This window comes from Pseudokineococcus sp. 5B2Z-1, assembly GCF_037482305.1.
Taxonomy (GTDB): Bacteria; Actinomycetota; Actinomycetes; order Actinomycetales; family Quadrisphaeraceae; genus Pseudokineococcus.
The window spans coordinates 126,207-145,027 of the sequence record NZ_JBBHZG010000006.1 but is presented as its reverse complement, the minus strand read 5'-3'; the positions used below and the strand labels follow the sequence as shown (position 1 = coordinate 145,027).

Sequence of the window (18,821 nt, the reverse complement as noted above, 5' to 3'; positions counted from 1 at the left end):
GCCGGTCGTTGACACCAGCATCGCTGGACAAGAGGCTAGGCCACTGCGCCACCCCGGAGGGCGTGATCCACCCACCGTCGTTCACCGTCGAACCGAGGTGCTCTGCCCGTGTCCGCTGACCTCATCGGCCTGCTCGTGCTGGCCGCCGTCTTCCTCGTGGCCACGATCCGGCCCATCAACATGGGCGCCCTGGCGCTCGTGGCCGCCTTCGTCGTCGGCACGACCGTCTTCGGCGTCGACGCCGACGGGGTGCTCGGCGGCTTCCCGGCGAGCCTCTTCGTCATCCTCGTCGGCGTCACCTACCTCTTCGCGCTGGCGAAGAACAACGGCACGGTCGACTGGCTCGTCCACGCCGCGGTGCGCGCCGTGGGCGGCCGCGTCTCCCTCATCCCGTGGGCGATGTTCGTCGTCGCGGGCGCCATCACGGCCATCGGCGCCGTGACCCCGGCCGCCGTGGCGATCATCGCCCCGGTCGCCATGTCCTTCGCCGTGCGCAACCGGATCAACCCGGTCCTCATGGGCTTCATGGTCGTCCAGGGCGCGACCGCGGGGAGCTTCAGCCCCATCGGCGTCTTCGGCGTCATCACCAACGGCGTGGTCCGGACCAACGACTTCGAGCCCTTCCCGCTGCAGCTCTTCCTCGGCAGCCTCGTCACGGCCGTCGTCATGTGCGTCATCGCCTACCTCGTCTACCGCAACCGGGACCTCGACGGCGGTCGCCTGGACCGGTCGGCGGTCCAGGCCGACCTGTCCTCCTCGGCCATGGCGGCGAGCGGCGCCGCGACGCGCACGCCGGTGACCGGCACGCCGCAGGCGCTCGTCGAGCGCGGCGAGCGGCTGCGCTCCAGCGGCGGGCGCCGCGACGAGGCCGACGCCGGCGCCGACGACACCCCGGCGCCCCAGCTCGACGCCCAGCGGGGCCTGACCCTCGCGGGCCTCGTGCTCCTCGCCGTCCTCGCGCTCGTCTTCCGCCTCGACGTGGGCTTCACCGCCCTCGCCGTGGCGGTGGTGCTCACCCTCGTCTTCCCCGGGTCGGCCAAGGGCGCGGTGGACAAGGTGAGCTGGGGCACCGTCCTGCTCATCGGCGGGATCGTCACCTACGTCAACCTGCTCGACGAGCAGGGCACCATCGACCGCTTCGGCGACTCCGTGGCGGGCTTCGGCACGCCCCTGCTGGCGGCGCTCATCATCTGCTTCATCGGCGCGGTCGTGTCGGCCTTCGCCTCGACGACCGGCATCCTCGGCACCCTCATCCCGCTGTCCGTGCCGTTCCTGCTCGCCGGCGAGGTCGGCACGGTCGGCCTCGTCGTCGCCCTCGCCATCTCGAGCTCGGTCGTCGACTGCAGCCCCTTCTCGACGAACGGCGCGCTCGTCGTCGCGAACTCCGAGCCGGCCATGCGCGACAAGATCTTCCGCTCGCTCATGGTGCTGGGCATGGGCCTCGTCGTCGTCGCGCCGCTCGTGACCTGGCTCGTGCTCATCGTCCCGACGTCCTGACCACCACAGGCCCCCTCGGAGGACCCCGTGCCCGACCCCGCCGGCCCGCTCGCCGGGACCCTCGTCGTCGACCTCACCCGCGCGCTCGCCGGGCCGCACGCCGGCATGGTGCTGGCCGACCTCGGCGCCCGCGTCGTCAAGGTCGAGACCCCCGGCGGCGGCGACGACACCCGCGGCTGGGGGCCGCCCTTCGTCGCGCCGGAGGGCGGCCCCGGTGACGGGAGCGACCGGCAGTCGACGTACTTCATGTCGTGCAACCGCGGCAAGGAGTCCGTCGCGCTCGACCTCAAGTCCGACGACGGACGGCGCTACCTCACCGCCCTCGTGGAGCGGGCCGACGTGCTGCTGGAGAACTTCCGCACCGGCGTGCTCGACCGGCTCGGCTTCGGCACGGAGCGCCTCCTCGAGCTCAACCCCCGGCTCGTCGTGCTCTCCATCACGGGCTTCGGCCACGACGGGCCCGAGGGCGGGCGCGCCGGCTACGACCAGATCGCCCAGGGCGAGGCCGGGCTCATGTCGATCACCGGGTCCGGACCGGACGACCCCCAGCGCGTCGGCACGCCGATCGCCGACCTCCTCGCCGGCATGACCGGCGTGCACGGGGTCCTCGCCGCGCTGCTCGAGCGTGAGCGCACCGGGCGCGGCCAGGTGGTGCGGACGTCGCTGCTGGCCTCGGTCGTCGGCGTCCACGCCTTCCAGGGCACGAAGTGGACGGTCGCGGGGGAGGTGGGGCGCGCGCAGGGCAACCACCACCCGTCCATCAGCCCCTACGGGCTGTTCCGCTGCGCGGACGGCTCGGTGCAGATCGCCGTCGGCAGCGAGGGGCTCTGGAAGCGCTTCTGCGACGGCTTCGGCCTCGACCCGGCGCTCGAGGGCTTCGCCACGAACCCCGAGCGGGTGGCCCGCCGCGAGGAGGTCGTCACGCTCGTCGAGGAGGTCTTCGCGTCCTGGTCGGCGCCCGACCTGCTGGCGCGGCTCGCCGAGATCGGCGTCCCCGCCGGGAAGGTCCGCACGATGGACGAGGTCTACACCTGGGAGCAGACCGCCAGCCAGGGTCTGCTCGTCGACGTCGACCACGCGACGCTGGGCACGGTCACGCTCCCCGGCCCGCCGCTGCGCTTCTTCGACGCCGACGGCGCGGAGACGACCCGGCGCGAGCACCGCGCGCCGCCGCTGCTCGACGGGGACGGCGACGCCGTCCGGGCCTGGTTGGACGGGAAGAGCCCCGACGGCGACGCGCACCGCGAGCAGGGCGCGTGAGCCCAGCCGGGGGCACCGACCGGCCGGGCGCCGACGCCCGGCCCCCGCGGCGCGGCGGGCGCGAGCTCCTCGAGCTCGTGCTCGACGAGGGCACGTACCGCTCGTGGGACGCGCCGCCGGCGCAGCCGCGCAGCACCCCCGCCTACGACGCCGAGCGGGCCCGCGCCGCCGAGCGCTCGGGCGTCGACGAGGCCGTCGTCACGGGCGAGGGGCACCTGCGCGGGCGGCGGGTCGCCGTCGTCGCCGGCGAGTTCGGCTTCCTCGCCGGCTCCATCGGCGTCGCGGCGGCCGACCGGCTCGTCGAGGCCGTCGAGCGCGCCACGGCCGAGGGCCTGCCGCTGCTCGCCGCGCCGTCGTCGGGGGGCACGCGCATGCAGGAGGGCACGGTCGCCTTCCTCACCATGGTGAAGATCTCCGCGGCCGTGGCGGCGCACAAGGCCGCCGGCCTGCCCTACCTCGCCTACCTGCGCCACCCCACGACCGGCGGCGTCTTCGCCTCGTGGGGCAGCCAGGCGCACGTGACGGTCGCCGAGCCCGGCGCCCTCGTCGGCTTCCTCGGGCCGCGGGTCTACGAGGCGCTGTACGACCAGCCGTTCCCGGCGGGCGTGCAGACGGCCGAGAACCTCCACGCGCACGGCCTCGTCGACGCCGTCGTCCCCCACGAGCGGCTCGCCGACGTCGCGGACCGGGCGCTCAGCGTCCTCCAGGCCCCGGCGCCCACCGGCGCGCCCGTGCTCGAGGCGGACGACGCCGTGCCGGCCGCCGAGGTGGCGCGGCTGCCCGACGTGCCCGCCTGGGAGTCGGTGGTCCTCTCGCGGCGCGGCGACCGCCCCGGCATCCGGCGCCTGCTGCGCTACGGCGCCCGCGACGTCGTCCCGCTGCACGGCACGGGCGCCGGGGAGAGCGACCCCGGCCTGCTGCTCGCGCTCGCCCGCCTCGGCGGCGCGGCGTGCGTGCTCCTCGGGCAGGACAGGCGGGGACAGACGCCGGACGCGCCGCTCGGTCCCGCCGCGCTGCGGGCCGCGCGCCGGGGCATGGCGCTCGCCGACCAGCTGGACCTGCCGCTCGTCACCGTCATCGACACCCCCGGCGCGGCCCTGTCGGTGGAGGCCGAGGAGGGCGGGCTCGCCGGGGAGATCGCCCGGTGCCTCGCCGAGCTCGCCACGCTCCGGACGCCCGTCGTCAGCGTGCTGCTCGGGCAGGGCACCGGGGGAGGGGCGCTCGCCCTCGTGCCGGCGGACCGGGTCGTCGCCGCCCAGCACGCCTGGCTCTCCCCGCTGCCGCCCGAGGGCGCGAGCGCCATCGTCCACCGCGACGTCGACCACGCCGCGGAGATGGCCGAGCAGCAGGGGGTGCGCGCGGCCGACCTCGTGCGCGACGGCGTCGTCGACGTCGTCGTCCCCGAGCGGCCCCACGCCGGCGCGGAGCCCGAGGAGTTCTGCCGCCGGGTGGCCCGCGTCGTCGAGGCCGAGATCGCCCGGCTCGCCGCCGTGCCCGTCGAGGAGCGCCTCGCGGCGCGGCACGAGCGGTACCGGCGCCTGGGGCGCAGCGTCTGAGTCGCCGGGACTAGTCTCCCTCGAGACGCCGACCGAAGGAGTCCGTCCATGACGCCAGCAGCAGAGACTCTTCTCGACCGCCTGGCTCAAGCTCCGGACGTCGTCACCGACCCTGAGCTGCCCGTCGAGTCCGTCCGGGGCGAGATCCGAGACGGGCCGAGCGGGTCCTCGCTGTACGTCCTGGTCAACATCGCTGGGACGGGTGGCGCGGACTGGGACCTTGATGCCGCCTACCGCGTCCGGCAGAGGGTCCGGCAGAGAGTCGCGGACCTCGAGTTCGAGGGTGACGTCGTCGTGGTCCTGGCGTCGGGTGACCCGGATGACGCGCCATCCGACGAGGACGACGTGTGACTGCACGTCCTCTCGTGCCCCAGGAGTTGCTGCGACAGGCCGAGCGGCTCGTCGGTCTGAACGCGAAAGCAGGGCGTCCTCGAACGGTCGACCTGCGGTCCGGGGTCTCACGTGCCTACTACGCGGTCTTCCACGAGATGACTCGTCGTGCAGCGCAGATGCTGGTGGACGGAGACATCGCAGGTGCGCCGACAGATGACGCGCTCCGCACCGCCCGTTGGTCCGCCCACACGGACGTCCGTGCCCTCGCTGAAGCGGTCCTGGGTCGTGCCGGTCCCGTTCCTCTGAAAGACCTGCTCGCCTCGTCGCACGAGGACCTCGTGCGGGCATGTGAGAGCTTCGTCACGCTGCAGGGTCTGCGCCACCTGGCGGACGACGAGCACTCCTACGACCTCGATCGCAGGAGTGCCAGAGCGGTCGTCCGCGACGCGGACGACGCGCTCGAGCGCCTCGGCTCGCTGCGCCGTGGGGTCGACCCGACCTACGCGCGCTTCCTGCGTCTCGCGGGCGGTTCGGTCAGGATCGCGAAGACTCGCTAGCCGGCGCCGACGACGGCGAGCGCCTCGCGGGCGATCTGCAGCTCCTCGGCGGTGGGGACGACGAGCACCGTGACCGGCGACCAGTCCGGCGAGATGCGCCGCGCGTCGCCCGAGCGGGTCGCGTTGCGCTCCTCGTCGAGGACGACGCCGAAGCCCTCGAGCCCGGTGAGCGCCCGGCGGCGCACCTCGGCGCTGTTCTCCCCGACGCCGGCGGTGAGCACGACGGCGTCGAGGCGGCCCATCGCGAAGGCGTAGGCCCCGAGGTAGTGCCGGACGCGGTGCGCCAGGACGTCGAGGGCGAGGTCGGCGTCGGCGTCCCCGCCGGCGGCGCGCTCGACGACCTCGCGGACGTCCGAGGCGCCCGTCAGCCCCTGCAGGCCGCTGCCGCGGTTGAGCGTCCGGTCGAGCTCGTCGACCGACAGGCCGCCCTCGCGGAGCAGGTGGAGCAGCGCACCCGGGTCCACGTCGCCGGGGCGCGTGCCCATGACGAGGCCCTCGAGCGGGGTGAGGCCCATCGACGTCTCCACGCTGCGGCCGCCGAGGACGGCCGTCGCCGACGCCCCGTTGCCGAGGTGGAGGACGACCATGGCGACGTCCTCGGCGGGGCGTCCGAGCAGCTCGGCGGCGCGGGGGACGACCGAGGCGACCGACGTGCCGTGGAAGCCGTAGCGGCGCACGCCGGTGCGCCGGGCCAGGTCGCGGTCGAGGGCGTAGGTGTGGGCGGCGGGCGCCACGGTCGCGTGGAAGGCCGTGTCGAAGACCGCGACGTGCGGCACGTCGGGCACGGCGCGCCGCGCGACGCGGATGCCCTCGAGGTTCGCGGGGTTGTGCAGCGGCGCCAGCGAGGAGAGCTCGTCGACGGCGCGCTCGAGGTCGTCGTCGACGAGCGCGGGGGCGGAGAAGCGGTCCCCGCCGTGGACCACGCGGTGGCCGACGGCGACGAGGCCCGCCGCGCCGAGGTCCGGGCCGTGCTCGGCGAAGGCGCCGACGACGGCGTCGAGGGCGGCCGTGTGGTCGGGCACGTCGACGCCGGTCTCCACGCGGCCGCCGGGGCCGTCGTGGCGCAGGCGCCCGCCGCCCGCGCCGATGCGCTCCACGAGGCCCGCCGCCAGGGAGCGGCCCGAGCCGTCGTCCGCGACCTCGACGAGCTCGTACTTGACGCTCGAGGACCCCGAGTTGAGGACGAGCACCACGCCGCTCACGCGCCCACCTCCTGCTCCCGCTCCTGCTGGGCCTGGACCTGGGCCTGCACGGCCGTGATGACGACGGTGCTGACGATGTCGCGCACGAGCGCCCCCCGGGAGAGGTCGTTGACCGGCCGCCGCAGCCCCTGCAGCACCGGGCCGATCGCCACGGCGCCGGCGCTGCGCTGGACCGCCTTGTAGGTCGTGTTGCCCGTGTTGAGGTCGGGGAAGACGAAGACCGTGGCCCGCCCGGCGACCGCCGAGTCCGGCAGCTTGGTGCGGGCCACGCCGACGTCGACGGCGGCGTCGTACTGGATGGGCCCCTCCACCGAGAGGTCGGGGCGCCGCTCCCGCACGAGCGCGGTGGCGCGGCGGACCTTCTCGACGCCGGCGCCCGAGCCCGACCCGCCCGTCGAGTAGCTCATCATCGCCACCCGCGGCTCGACGCCGAAGGCCTCGGCGGTGTCGGCGCTGCTCGCGGCGATGTCCGCCAGAGCGTCGGCGTCGGGGTCGGGGTTGACGGCGCAGTCGCCGTAGACGAGCACGCGGTCCGGCAGGCACATGAGGAAGACGCTCGAGACGACGTCGCGCCCCGGGGCCGTCTTGATGACCTCGAAGGCGGGGCGCAGCGTCTCGGCCGTCGTGTGGACGGCGCCGGAGACCATCCCGTCGGCGTCGCCGAGGTGGACCATCAGCGTGCCGAAGCGCGTGACGTCGGTGAGCAGCTCCTCCGCCGCCTCGGGCGTGACGCCCTTGTGGGCGCGCAGCCGCGCGTACTCCTGGGCGTAGCGGGTGCGGTCCGGGGACGCCCGGGGGTCCACGACCCGCGCACCCGCCACGTCGGCACCGACCTCCTCGGCGAGGGAGAGGACCTCCTCCTCGGGGCCCAGCAGCACGAGGTCGACGACGCCGTCCCGCAGCAGCTCGGCGGCGGCCAGGAGGACGCGCGGCTCGAGCCCCTCGGGCAGCACCACCCGCACGCGGGAGCTGCGGGCCCGCTCGAGCAGCTCGGCGGCGAAGGCCCGGGGGGTGACGACGTCGACGACCGCCTCGTCGGCGAGCGCGACGAGGCGCGCGCCGTCGACGTGGGCGGCGAAGAGGTCGCGCGCGGCGCGCACCTGCTCGCGGGCGCGCTCGGTGCCCCGCGAGAGGCGGCCGCGCACGGCGAGGAGCCGGGCGGCGGTCTCGACGGTGCCGAGGTCGGTGCTCACGACGGGCAGGTCGCCCCCGAGGCCCTCGCCCAGGCCCTCGAGCAGGGTCGTCACGACGGGCGGGAGGGCGAAGCCGCCGGTGAGGACGACGCCCGCGAGGCGCGGCAGCGTCGTCGAGGCGTGCGCCGTCATGAGGCCGAGCACGACCTCGCTGCGGTCGCCCGGGACGATGACGACGGCCCGCTCCTCGAGGTGCTCCAGCGCGTGGGGCATCGACATGGCGGCGACGACGAGGCCGCCGGCGCGCTCGTCGAGGGCCGCGTCGGGGCCGAGGACGAGGCGCCCGTCGCAGGCGGCCACGAGGTCGCGCACGCCGACGGAGGTGAGGAGGCGGTCCTCGGGGAGGGCGAAGGCCGGCACGAGCGGCGGGTCGTCGCGCCGGCCGGGCTGCTCGAGCGCGGCGACGACGTCGGCGAGGCCGTCGGGGTCCGCGCGGGAGGCGACGACGCCGAGCACCTGGGCGTGCTGGGCGACGACCTCGTCGCGGGCGACGTCGGCGACGGCGCGCACCTCGCGCGGGCTGCGGCCGAGCGCCTTGACGACGAGGAGCACGGGGGTGCCGAGGTCGGCGGCCAGGCGCGCGTTGAGCGCCAGCTCGGTGGGGCCGGCGACGTCGGTGTAGTCGCTGCCGAGGACCATGACCTCGTCGCAGCGGGCCGCGAGCGCCCGGTACCGCGCGACGACCTCGTCGAGCGCGGCGTCGGCGTCGTCGCGCACGTCCTCGTAGCCCACGCCGACGCTCGCGGCGTAGGTCTCGTCGTCGACCTCGCCGCCGTCCGCGAGCTCGGACAGGAGCACGTCGAGGACGTCGTCGCGGCCGGCGTCGGCGCGCACGAGCGGTCGGAAGACGCCGACCCGCCGGCCCTCGCGGGCCCGCAGGGCCGCGAGCACGCCGAGCGCGACGGTCGACTTGCGCGTCTCGCCCTCGACGGAGGCGATGTAGAGGCTGCCCACCCGCCCGACGCTAGGGGGTCGGCCGCGGGGCTGCAGGCGCAGCACGGCCGGTCGGGACGCGAGCGTGCCCGGCGCGAGGACGACGGTCCCGCCGTGCGGGCGGTCAGCCCCCGGCGCCGACGGTGAGCCGGTGGTCGGCGCCGCCCGCGCGGACGCAGTCGACGAGGACCTCGCCGGCGTCGACCACGGCGCCGTCCCAGACGACTGACCGGACGAGCTCGCCCTCGACGCGGGCGCCCGCGCCCACGACGCTGCGCCCGCCGGAGGCCGCGAGGTTCGCGGCGAGGTAGCGCCGGGGCGTGCCGCAGTCGACCGCGGCCTGGTCGGTGGCGTGCAGCTCGAGGCGCCCGGCGTCGCGCTCGGCGCGCCACAGCACCTCGAACAGCCCGCTCGGGCGGGGCGCGAGGTCGCGCACGAGGCGCCAGGGCAGCGCGCAGGCGCCGACGTACCGGACAGCGGGGCCCTCCTCGCCCGGAGGGCCCAGGGGGTCGCCGCCGTCCCCGCTCGCGGGGTCGACGGGAGCGACGAGGAGCCGGCAGCGCTCGCCGTCCCACCCGTCGAGGAGGCCGTCGAGGCCCGCGGGCAGCCAGGCGTCGGCGTTGGTGAGGACGACGTCGCGCCCGTCGAGCCAGCCGCGCAGGGCGCCCAGCGCCCCGGCCGTCCCGAGGGCCTCGGGCGCCTCGCGGGCCAGGTGCGCCCGCGGCCCGCCGGGGCCGCGCGCCACGAAGGCCTCCACCTGGTCGGCGTGGGCGTGCGCGTTGACGGCGAGGTGCTCCCGCGCGGCTGCCGCCGCGCCGGGCAGCGCGTCGGCCAGCCGGTCGAGGGCGTGCTCGAGCAGCGGTCGCCCGCCGACGGGGCACAGGGCCTTGGGCCGCAGGTCGGTGAGCGGCCGCAGGCGCGTGCCCGCGCCGGCGGCCAGCACGACCCCGGCCCGGTCGGCCACCACGGGGCTCAGCCCCGGTGCGGGCGCCCGGGCTCCCCGGCGGCCGCCAGCACCTCGCCGTCGTAGCAGCCGGGCTGCTCGGCGCGGCGGAGGAGGTCGACGATCTCGCGGGTGGAGTCGTCCGCCTCGCCGACGTCGGCGAGCGCCACCCAACGGTGGTCCTGGGCCTCGCCGCCGACCCGCACCTGCGGCCGCTCGTCGACGCGCAGGCGGTAGATGACGTCGACCCGGCGGACCCGGGCGTTGACCTGCGTGGCCACGGGCAGGCCCACCCGCACGCGCAGCCCCGTCTCCTCGCGGACCTCGCGCTCGACGCCCTCGGCCGGGCGCTCGCCGCGGTCGAGCAGGCCGCCGGGGAGGCTGAGGCCCTGGCGGTGCGGCTGGCGCAGGAAGAGGACCGCGCCGTCGTGCTCGATCGCGACGACCGCGCCCACGGTGAAGCCGGGCGTGCCGGCGCGGACGAGCCCGCGCCGCAGCGGGGCGGGCAGGCGCCGGAAGACCCCGAGCAGGAGCGGGTACGCGCGGCGCCGCAGCCGGGCGGGGGCGGACGCCGTCGCGTGCTCGGGAGCCATGCGGCGAGCGTAGGTGCCGGGCACGACGTCCCGCCCCTGGCGTAGCGTCCCGGGCCGTGGACGGGGCGGCCGGGCGGACCGACGAGGAGGCCGTGCGCCGCCAGCGCGTGGCGGCCTACGTGCTGTGCCGGCGGGGGGAGGCGGTCCTGCTGTCGCGGCTGTCGCCGGGGACGCCGCGGCCCGGCCTGTGGTCGCTGCCCGGCGGCGGGCTCGAGCACGGCGAGCACCCGCGCGAGGGCGCGCGCCGCGAGGCGCACGAGGAGACGGGCCTCGACGTCGTCGTCGGGGACGTCCTCGACGTCGGCTCCTCGCACTTCACCGGCCGGGCCCCCGACGGGCGCCTCGAGGACTTCCACGGCATCTCGCTCGTCTTCGCCGGCGAGACCGACGACGAGCGCGAGCCCGTCGTCCTCGACGTCGGCGGGACCTCGGACGCGGCGGCGTGGGTGCCCCTGGCCGACCTCGCGAGCGGCGCGGTCGGCGTCACCGAGGTGGTGCGGCTGGCGCTCGCCGCGGGCTGACGGCGCGGCTGCGGGGGAGCACCGCCGTCGGCTCCGGTGCGTACCCTCGGGAGCGCCATGAGCACCCTCTTCGACGACCTGCCCCTGCCGGGCCTGCGACCGCGGGGGAGCACCCCGCCCGGCGCCGCCACGGCGGCCGGCGGCGTGCGCGAGCGGCTGCTCGCGGGCCGCTCCGGCGCCCCCGCGAGCCCGTCCGAGGGCGACGGGCTGCCGGGCACGGATCGGGGCACCGGCCCGGGGTCGGCCCGTGCGCTGGCGCTGCTCGAGGGGCTCAACCCGCCGCAGCGGGAGGCCGTGCTCCACTCCGGCGGCCCGCTGCTGCTCGTCGCCGGCGCCGGGTCGGGCAAGACGCGCGTGCTCACGCACCGCATCGCGCACCTGCTCGCCGCGCGGGGGGTGCGGCCCGGCGAGGTGCTCGCCATCACCTTCACCAACAAGGCCGCCGCGGAGATGCGCGAGCGCGTCGAGGCGCTCGTCGGGCCCGCCGCGCGGGCCATGTGGGTCTCGACCTTCCACTCCGCGTGCGTGCGGATCCTGCGGCGCGAGGCGCAGGCGGTCGGCCTGCGCAGCAGCTTCTCCATCTACGACGCGGCCGACAGCCAGCGGCTCATGGCGCTCGTGTGCCGCGAGCTCGACCTGGACCCCAAGCGGCACCCGCCGCGGTCCTTCACCGCGCAGGTGTCCAACCTCAAGAACGAGCTCGTCGACGACGAGACGTACGCCTCCCGCGTCGCGGCCGAGGGGACGCCCGCCGAGAAGGTGCTCGCCGAGGCGTACCGGCTCTACACGGCCCGGCTGCGGCAGGCCAACGCCCTCGACTTCGACGACATCATCATGCTCACCGTCAACGTGCTGCAGGCCTTCCCGGACGTCGCGCAGGCCTACCGGCGGCGCTTCCGCCACGTCCTCGTCGACGAGTACCAGGACACCAACCACGCCCAGTACGTCCTCGTGCGCGAGCTCGTCGGCGGGGCGGTGCACGGGGCCGACGCCGAGCGCGCGGAGGGCGGAGGAGGAGACGGCTCCGACGCGGCCCTGCCGCCGTCGGAGCTCACGGTCGTCGGCGACGCCGACCAGTCGATCTACGCCTTCCGGGGCGCCTCGATCCGCAACATCGAGGAGTTCGAGAGCGACTACCCCGACGCGACGACGATCCTGCTCGAGCAGAACTACCGCTCGACGCAGACGATCCTCACCGCCGCCAACACCGTCATCGCCCGCAACCCCGACCGCCGTCCCAAGAACCTCTGGACGGCGTCGGGGCAGGGCGAGCCGGTCGTCGGGTACGTCGCCGACACCGAGCACGACGAGGCCGCGTTCATCGCCGAGGAGGTGGACCGGCTCCACGACGAGGCGGGCCTGCGCTACGGCGACGTCGCCGTCTTCTACCGGACCAACGCCCAGTCCCGGGCGCTGGAGGAGGTGCTCGTCCGCACGGGCGTGCCCTACAAGGTCGTCGGCGGCACCCGCTTCTACGAGCGGCGGGAGGTCAAGGACGCGCTCGCCTACCTGCGCGTGCTGGCCAACCCCACCGACACGGTCAACCTGCGGCGGATCCTCAACGTGCCGAAGCGGGGCATCGGCGAGCGCGCCGAGGCGACGATCGCCGCGCTCGCCGAGCGCGAGCGCCTCCCCTTCGCCGCCGCGCTGGGCCGCGCCGAGGACGCCCCCGGCATCGCCACGCGGAGCCTCACCGCCGTCACGCGCTTCCGGGAGCTGCTCGAGGAGCTGCGGACCGTCGTCGAGGGCGGCGCCGGGCCGGCCGCCGTCCTCGAGGCCGTGCTCGACCGCACGGGCTACGTGGACGAGCTGCGGCGCAGCGGCGACCCGCAGGACGAGTCGCGCGTGGAGAACCTCGCCGAGCTCGTCGCCGTCGCGGGCGAGTACGAGACGGCGAACCCCGAGGGCTCGCTCGGCGACTTCCTCGAGCAGGTCTCGCTCGTGGCCGACGCCGACGAGATCCCCGACGAGCCGGGGGAGGGGGCGCACCCGGACGACGTCGCCGCGGCGCGCGAGGCCGCCGAGCAGGGCGTCGTCACGCTCATGACGCTGCACACGGCGAAGGGGCTGGAGTTCCCCGTCGTCTTCCTCACGGGCATGGAGGAGGGGGTCTTCCCGCACCAGCGCTCGCTCGCCGACCCGACCGAGCTCGCCGAGGAGCGCCGCCTGGCCTACGTCGGCCTCACGCGGGCCCGCGAGCGGCTGTACCTCTCGCGCGCCGCGGTCCGGACGGCGTGGGGCCAGCCGCAGTACAACCCGGCGAGCCGCTTCCTCGACGACGTGCCCCCCGACCTCCTGCAGTGGCGCCGCGGGGCCTCGAGCGCCGTCGCGCCGTCCTCGACGCCCGCGGTCGCGCGGCTCGCGCAGCGGCCCGGCGTGCGCTCGCCCGGCAACCGCGAGGTCGTCCACCTGGAGGGCGGCGACCGCGTCACGCACGACGCCTTCGGGCTCGGGACGGTCGTGCGGGTCGACGGCTCGGGCGACAAGGCCGTGGCGCACGTCGACTTCGGCGACCAGGGCGTCAAGCGCCTGCTGCTGCGGTACGCGCCGGTCGAGAAGCTCTGACGCGGGCGGGTCCACCGCCCGCTCCCGCCCGCTCCCGCGGGGCGATGTGTGGCCATGTGGCCCTGGTGCAGCGCCCGCGGGGGTGACGTGTGGCCATGTCCCCCTTCCGCCCCGCTCTCGCGGGGCGACGTGTGGCCATGTCGTCCTGAGGCAGCGCCCGCGGGGGTGACGTGTGGCCATGTGGCCCTCGCGACCTGTTCGGGGGGCGATGTGTGGCCATGTGGCCCTCGCGCCTCGGGCAGTGGGGGCGATGCGTGGCCATGTCGCCCCTCACGGCGAGGAGCACGGGGTCGCCCGCCGACGCGCGGTCGCGGGCTGGTGTCCGACCGACGTCCACAGCCGCCGGGCACCGGCTCCTCGTCCACCGACGACCGTGGGCAGGTCGCGTGCGCCGGCGAGGGCGCGAGCCTCGGCGCGTGCTGCAGCGACGACGTCTCCCACGCGTCTTCAAGGGCTCCACGGCCGTCCGGGAGGGGTGGTTGACGCCGAAGCAGCTGCGCGGACCCCTCGTGCAGCGACTGCTGCCCGGCGTCTACGCCCTCGCCGAGGTGCCGCGCACGCACCAGCTGAGGTGCGAGGCGGCCGCTCTGGTCCTGCCTCCCGCGGCCATGATCACCGGTGCGTCCCTGGCCACGGTCCGTGGGCTGCCTCTCCTGCTCGCCGACGACGACGTCGAGGTCGTGCTCCCCGAGTCGGCGTACCGCTGCCGGGTGAGGGGCGTGCGGCAGCGCCGGGTGGTCGTCCCCCTCGCCGCCCCGGAGGGATCGGTCGGCTCGACGCCGTGCGCCCCACCGCTGCGGATGGCGCTCGACCTCTCCCTGGGTCTGCCTCGGGACGAGGCGGTCGTGCGGCTCGACGCGGTGGCGCACGCCGGACTGGTCGATCTCGACGACGTCCGTCGAGGTCTCTCCGTGCACCGGGAGCGGGGAGTGGTGGCCGCCCGCGCGGCCGCCGACCTGGCGGACGCCCGCGCCGCGTCACCGCCCGAGACCCGTCTGAGGCTCCTCCTGCAGGACGCTGGTCTGGACGTCACCCCGCAGGTGGTCGTGCGGACGGCGGACGGGGCGTTCGTCGCGCGCGTCGACCTCGCTGTCGACGGCACGCGGGTGGCCGTCGAGTACGACGGCGCCTGGCACGGGCACCCGGAGCAGCTCGCCCGGGACAGAGCGCGGTCCAACGCGCTCCAGGGCGTCGGCTGGAGCGTCGTGCACGTGACCGCGGACATGCTCCGCGAACCCGCGCTGGTCGTCGCCGCCGTCCGCAGCGCCGTCCAGCGCGGTCGACGCTCGTCCCGCTGAGCGGTCCGTCACCGCTCCGCCGACGTCGTGCGGCTCGCCGGGGCCTGGCAGCACCTCTGCCGCCAGGAGGGCCCCATGCGCCGGGCGAGGTGGCCACACGTGGTCCTGCACGGGCGGCGCGGAGGGCGATATGGCCACACGTCGCCTCGCCGAGGCGGGTCGGGAGGGCGATATGGCCACACGTCGCCTCGCCGAGGCGGGCCGGGAGGGCGATATGGCCACACGTCGCCTCGCGGGGGCGGGCCTGGGGGCGATATGGCCACACGTCACCCTCCGGGGTGGGGGTGACGCGCCCCCGGACGGGTGGCGCCGGTGACGGACCGGTCACGGTCGGGGTGTCGCGGTCCGCGGGAACCGCCGCGGCTGCTTGACCGTTGTAGCGTCCCGCTCGGTGCCGCCTCCCCCGAGCTGGTGCCTCGACCGACGAAGGAGTCCGCGTCCATGGCCAGCTTCCTCGACAGGTCCCGCACCGTCGCGGGACCGGGGTACTCGCGGTGGCTCATCCCGCCCGCCGCGCTCGCCGTCCACCTCTCGATCGGGCAGGTGTACGCGACCAGCGTCTACAAGTCCTCGCTCGTCGAGACCTTCGGCACGAGCCTGACGTCGATCGGCGTCATCTTCTCGATCGCCATCGTCATGCTCGGCCTGTCGGCCGCCGTCCTCGGCAAGTGGGTCGACCACGGCGGCCCCCGGAAGGCCATGTTCACGGCCGCCTGCTTCTGGGCCGCCGGCTTCCTCGTCGCGGCGCTCGGCATCTCGACGACCCAGCTGTGGCTCGTCTACCTGGGCTACGGCGTCCTCGGCGGCATCGGCCTCGGCATCGGCTACATCTCGCCGGTCTCGACGCTCATCAAGTGGTTCCCGGACCGTCCGGGCCTCGCGACCGGCATGGCGATCATGGGCTTCGGCGGCGGCGCGCTCATCGCGAGCCCGCTGTCGAACCAGCTCCTGCGGGCGTACGACGCGGACTTCGACGGGACGGCCGGCTCCGTGGCCAGCGGCTCCGCGGTGGCGCAGCTCTTCGTCACGCTCGGGATCGTCTACTTCATCGCCATGATGTACGGCGCCTTCACCATCCGCGTCGCGCCGCCGGGCTACGCGCCCCCCGGCTGGGACCCGTCGACCAGGAAGCAGTCCGCTCTCGTGACGACGGCGTCGGTCTCGGCGAACAACGCCATCCGCACCCCGCAGTTCTGGCTGCTGTGGATCCTGCTCTTCTGCAACGTCACGGCGGGCATCGGCATCCTCGAGCAGGCCGCGCCGATGATCCAGGACTTCTTCCGCGACGGCAGCACCACCGCGATCTCCGCGGTCGCCGCCGGCGGCTTCGTCGGGCTGCTCTCCCTGGGCAACATGGCCGGCCGCTTCGTCTGGTCCTCGACGTCCGACGTCATCGGCCGCAAGCGCATCTACATGGTCTACCTCGGCGTCGGCGCGGTCCTCTACGTGCTGCTGGCCCTCGTCGGCCAGACCGCGACGGCGCTCTTCGTCCTGCTGGCGCTCGTCATCATCTCCTTCTACGGCGGCGGCTTCGCGACGATGCCGGCCTACCTGCGCGACCTCTTCGGCACCTACGAGGTGGGCGCCATCCACGGCCGCGTCCTCACCGCGTGGTCGGCCGCCGGCGTCGCCGGGCCGCTCATCGTCAACGGCTTCCTCGACGCGCAGGGGGAGCCCGGCCAGCTCGTGGCCGGTGACTACCGCCCCGCGCTGCTGACGATGGTCGTGCTGCTCGTCATCGGCTTCGTGGCCAACCTGCTCATCAAGCCCGTGGCCGAGCGCTTCCACGAGCCGGCCGACCAGGCGGCGCCCGCGCCCGCCGCCGCCCGCTGACCCGACCGCCACCAGGAGACCGCCAATGTCCAGCACCGCCGCCGAGCCGGAGCGCGAGAGCGCCGGCCGCAACGACCCGTCCGCGGGCGTCCAGAAGGCCCTGCTCGGGATCGGGTGGACGCTCGTCGGCGTCCCGCTCGTCTACGGGCTCGTCCAGACCCTGCGCCGCGTGGTCACGCTCTTCACCGGCTGAGCGCCGCACCCCCGCGACGGCGGGTCGTCCCTGCGGGGGCGGCCCGCCGTCGTCGTCCGGTGGGAGGGGACGAGCCGGGCGAGCCGGGCGGGGGCCCGGAGCCGCCGCCGGCCGCCGCCGCGTCGGGCGGGCGTGCGCAGCGCCGATAGGGTCGCCCGCGGTGCCGCCGACCGGCGGCGGCAGACCCCGAGGTGAGGATCGCTGGTGGACCTCTTCGAGTACCAGGCCCGGGACGTCTTCGAGCGGCACGGCGTCCCCGTGCTGCGCGGGGTCGTCGCGACGACGCCGCAGGAGGCGCGCGACGCGGCGGAGCAGCTGGGCGGCGGCGTGGTCGTCGTCAAGGCGCAGGTCAAGACGGGCGGCCGCGGCAAGGCCGGCGGCGTCAAGGTCGCGAAGGGCCCCGAGGAGGCGCAGGCGCACGCCGAGGCGATCCTCGGCATGGACATCAAGGGCCACGTCGTGCACCGCGTGATGGTCGCCGAGGGCGCCGCCATCGCCGAGGAGTACTACTTCTCGATCCTCCTCGACCGCTCCGAGCGCCGGCTGCTGGCCATGGCGTCCGTCGAGGGCGGCGTCGAGATCGAGCAGCTCGCGGTCGAGCGCCCCGAGGCCCTCGCCCGGGTGCCCGTCGACGCCCGCACGGGCGTCGACCGCGCCAAGGCCGAGGAGATCGCGGACGCCGCCGGCTTCGGCGCCGACGTGCGCGAGCAGGTCGTCGAGGCCTTCCAGAGGCTGTGGGACGTCTACCGCGAGGAGGACGCCACGCTCGTCGAGGTCAACCCCCTCGTGCGCACCGAGGGCGGCGACGTCATCGCCCTCGACGGCAAGGTGACGCTCGACGAGAACGCCTCCTTCCGCCACGAGGACCACGCCGAGCTGGAGGACGCCGCGGCGGCCGACCCCCTCGAGGCGAAGGCCGCGGCCAAGGGCCTCAACTACGTCAAGCTCGACGGCGAGGTCGGCATCATCGGCAACGGCGCGGGCCTCGTCATGAGCACGCTCGACGTCGTCGCCTACGCCGGCGAGGCGCACGGCGTGAGGCCGGCGAACTTCCTCGACATCGGCGGCGGCGCCTCGGCCCAGGTCATGGCGGACGGCCTCGACGTCATCCTCGGCGACGAGCAGGTGCGCAGCGTCTTCGTCAACGTCTTCGGCGGCATCACCGCCTGCGACGCCGTGGCGAACGGCATCGTCTCGGCGCTGGAGATCCTCGGGGACCAGGCCACCAAGCCCCTCGTCGTGCGCCTCGACGGCAACAACGTCGTCGAGGGGCGGCGCATCCTCGACGAGGCGGCCCACCCGCTCGTGACCCTCGTCGACACCATGGACGGGGCCGCCGCGAAGGCGGCCGAGCTCGCGGCTGCGAAGTAAGGACGGCACTGACATGGCGATCTTCCTCGACGACAGCAGCAAGGTCCTCGTCCAGGGCATGACCGGCTCCGAGGGCACCAAGCACACGACGCGCATGCTCGCCTCGGGCACGCAGGTCGTCGGCGGCGTCAACCCCCGCAAGGCCGGCACGTCGCAGGACTTCACCTTCACGACGACCGACGGCGAGGAGCGCACCGCCTCGGTGCCCGTCTTCGGCTCCGTGGCCGAGGCCATGGCCGAGACGGGGGCGAACACCTCGGTGCTCTTCGTGCCGCCCGCCTTCACGCGGGCCGCGGTGGTGGAGGCCGTCGACGCGGGCATCCCGCTGGCCATCGTCATCACCGAGGGCGTCCCGGTGAAGGACACGGCCGAGTTCTACGCCTACGCGGCCGAGAAGGGCACGACCCGCCTGGTCGGCCCGAACTGCCCGGGCGTCATCAGTCCCGGCAAGGCCAACGCCGGCATCATCCCGGCCGACATCACCGGCCCCGGACGCATCGGCCTGGTCTCGAAGTCCGGCACGCTGACGTACCAGATGATGTACGAGCTGCGGGACCTGGGCTTCTCCACCGCCGTGGGCATCGGCGGCGACCCGGTCATCGGGACGACGCACATCGACGCCCTCGCGGCCTTCGAGGCCGACCCCGAGACCGACGCCGTCGTCATGATCGGCGAGATCGGCGGGGACGCCGAGGAGCGCGCGGCCGCGTACATCCGCGACCACGTGACGAAGCCGGTCGTCGGCTACGTCGCCGGCTTCACGGCCCCCGAGGGCAAGACGATGGGCCACGCCGGCGCCATCGTCTCCGGCTCCGCCGGCACCGCCCAGGCGAAGAAGGAGGCCCTCGAGGCCGCCGGCGTCAAGGTCGGCAAGACCCCCTCGGAGACGGCGCGGCTGCTGCGCGAGGTGCTCCCCGCCTGAGCGGTTCCGCTCCCGCGAGCGCCCGTCACCCCCGGGGGGTGACGGGCGCTC

Annotated in this window: 16 protein-coding genes; 12 read left to right on the top strand and 4 right to left on the bottom strand. The window is 75.5% G+C overall.

Going from position 1 to position 18,821, the window contains the following annotated elements; translation table 11 throughout:
- The first annotated feature begins 108 nt into the window (after positions 1–108).
- From WDV85_RS14740 to WDV85_RS14720, 5 genes are all read left to right on the top strand, one after another.
- A complete protein-coding gene (locus WDV85_RS14740; protein ID WP_339571342.1) occupies positions 109–1,497 on the top strand; it encodes an SLC13 family permease in 1,389 nt (462 codons plus the stop codon).
- A 27-nt stretch (positions 1,498–1,524) separates the two neighbouring features.
- On the top strand, positions 1,525–2,757 hold the full coding sequence (locus tag WDV85_RS14735; protein ID WP_339571341.1) for a CaiB/BaiF CoA transferase family protein: 1,233 nt from the start codon (positions 1,525–1,527) through the stop codon (positions 2,755–2,757).
- Between the two features lie 77 nt (positions 2,758–2,834).
- Positions 2,835–4,313, top strand: coding sequence for a carboxyl transferase domain-containing protein (locus WDV85_RS14730; RefSeq protein ID WP_445263353.1), 1,479 nt, complete (start codon positions 2,835–2,837; stop codon positions 4,311–4,313).
- Positions 4,314–4,361: 48 nt separating this feature from the next.
- Positions 4,362–4,664 (top strand): hypothetical protein, encoded by a 303-nt coding sequence (locus tag WDV85_RS14725; RefSeq protein WP_339571339.1) that lies wholly within the window; start codon positions 4,362–4,364, stop codon positions 4,662–4,664.
- A gap of 14 nt (positions 4,665–4,678) precedes the next feature.
- On the top strand, positions 4,679–5,203 hold the full coding sequence (locus tag WDV85_RS14720; RefSeq protein WP_339571338.1) for a hypothetical protein: 525 nt from the start codon (positions 4,679–4,681) through the stop codon (positions 5,201–5,203).
- Here the strand turns inward: WDV85_RS14720 and WDV85_RS14715 are convergent.
- The 4 genes from WDV85_RS14715 to WDV85_RS14700 form a co-directional block, all read right to left on the bottom strand.
- Positions 5,200–6,405 carry an acetate/propionate family kinase gene (locus WDV85_RS14715; protein WP_339571337.1) on the bottom strand — a complete coding sequence of 402 codons (1,206 nt, stop codon included), beginning with the start codon at positions 6,403–6,405 and terminating at the stop codon, positions 5,200–5,202. The genes WDV85_RS14720 and WDV85_RS14715 overlap by 4 nt on opposite strands.
- Positions 6,402–8,552 (bottom strand): phosphate acetyltransferase, encoded by a 2,151-nt coding sequence (gene pta, locus WDV85_RS14710; protein WP_339571336.1) that lies wholly within the window; start codon positions 8,550–8,552, stop codon positions 6,402–6,404. Before pta ends, WDV85_RS14715 begins: the two co-directional genes overlap by 4 nt.
- Before the next feature lie 103 nt (positions 8,553–8,655).
- A complete protein-coding gene (locus tag WDV85_RS14705) occupies positions 8,656–9,498 on the bottom strand; it encodes a nucleotidyltransferase family protein (protein WP_339571335.1) in 843 nt (280 codons plus the stop codon).
- A 5-nt stretch (positions 9,499–9,503) separates the two neighbouring features.
- Entirely contained in the window at positions 9,504–10,067 is a 564-nt protein-coding gene (locus WDV85_RS14700) for an NUDIX hydrolase (RefSeq protein ID WP_339571334.1), read from the bottom strand.
- A 56-nt stretch (positions 10,068–10,123) separates the two neighbouring features.
- Between WDV85_RS14700 and WDV85_RS14695 the strand changes: the two genes are divergently transcribed.
- From WDV85_RS14695 to sucD, 7 genes are all read left to right on the top strand, one after another.
- Positions 10,124–10,588: an NUDIX hydrolase gene (locus WDV85_RS14695; RefSeq protein ID WP_171202972.1), complete on the top strand. Its 465-nt coding sequence runs from the start codon at positions 10,124–10,126 to the stop codon at positions 10,586–10,588.
- Between the two features lie 57 nt (positions 10,589–10,645).
- Positions 10,646–13,153 carry a DNA helicase PcrA gene (pcrA, locus tag WDV85_RS14690; RefSeq protein WP_339571333.1) on the top strand — a complete coding sequence of 836 codons (2,508 nt, stop codon included), beginning with the start codon at positions 10,646–10,648 and terminating at the stop codon, positions 13,151–13,153.
- A 416-nt stretch (positions 13,154–13,569) separates the two neighbouring features.
- Positions 13,570–14,451: an endonuclease domain-containing protein gene (locus WDV85_RS14685; protein WP_339571332.1), complete on the top strand. Its 882-nt coding sequence runs from the start codon at positions 13,570–13,572 to the stop codon at positions 14,449–14,451.
- A gap of 441 nt (positions 14,452–14,892) precedes the next feature.
- Complete coding sequence (locus WDV85_RS14680; protein WP_339571331.1) at positions 14,893–16,284, top strand: OFA family MFS transporter; 1,392 nt, start codon at positions 14,893–14,895, stop codon at positions 16,282–16,284.
- 25 nt (positions 16,285–16,309) lie between these two features.
- A complete protein-coding gene (locus WDV85_RS14675; protein WP_339571330.1) occupies positions 16,310–16,477 on the top strand; it encodes an MFS transporter small subunit in 168 nt (55 codons plus the stop codon).
- 204 nt (positions 16,478–16,681) lie between these two features.
- A complete protein-coding gene (gene sucC / locus WDV85_RS14670) occupies positions 16,682–17,848 on the top strand; it encodes an ADP-forming succinate--CoA ligase subunit beta (RefSeq protein ID WP_339571329.1) in 1,167 nt (388 codons plus the stop codon).
- A 13-nt stretch (positions 17,849–17,861) separates the two neighbouring features.
- Positions 17,862–18,770 (top strand): succinate--CoA ligase subunit alpha, encoded by a 909-nt coding sequence (gene sucD / locus WDV85_RS14665; RefSeq protein WP_339571328.1) that lies wholly within the window; start codon positions 17,862–17,864, stop codon positions 18,768–18,770.
- The last annotated feature ends 51 nt before the right edge of the window (positions 18,771–18,821 follow it).

Excerpts from the sequence above, each read along its gene's own strand:
- WDV85_RS14725 (WP_339571339.1), top strand. The coding sequence starts at position 4,362 with ATGACGCCAGCAGCAGAGACTCTTCTCGACCGCCTGGCTCAAGCTCCG.
- WDV85_RS14700 (WP_339571334.1), bottom strand. The coding sequence starts at position 10,067 with ATGGCTCCCGAGCACGCGACGGCGTCCGCCCCCGCCCGGCTGCGGCGC.
- pcrA (WP_339571333.1), top strand. The coding sequence starts at position 10,646 with ATGAGCACCCTCTTCGACGACCTGCCCCTGCCGGGCCTGCGACCGCGG.
- WDV85_RS14680 (WP_339571331.1), top strand. The coding sequence starts at position 14,893 with ATGGCCAGCTTCCTCGACAGGTCCCGCACCGTCGCGGGACCGGGGTAC.
- WDV85_RS14675 (WP_339571330.1), top strand. The coding sequence starts at position 16,310 with ATGTCCAGCACCGCCGCCGAGCCGGAGCGCGAGAGCGCCGGCCGCAAC.
- sucD (WP_339571328.1), top strand. The coding sequence starts at position 17,862 with ATGGCGATCTTCCTCGACGACAGCAGCAAGGTCCTCGTCCAGGGCATG.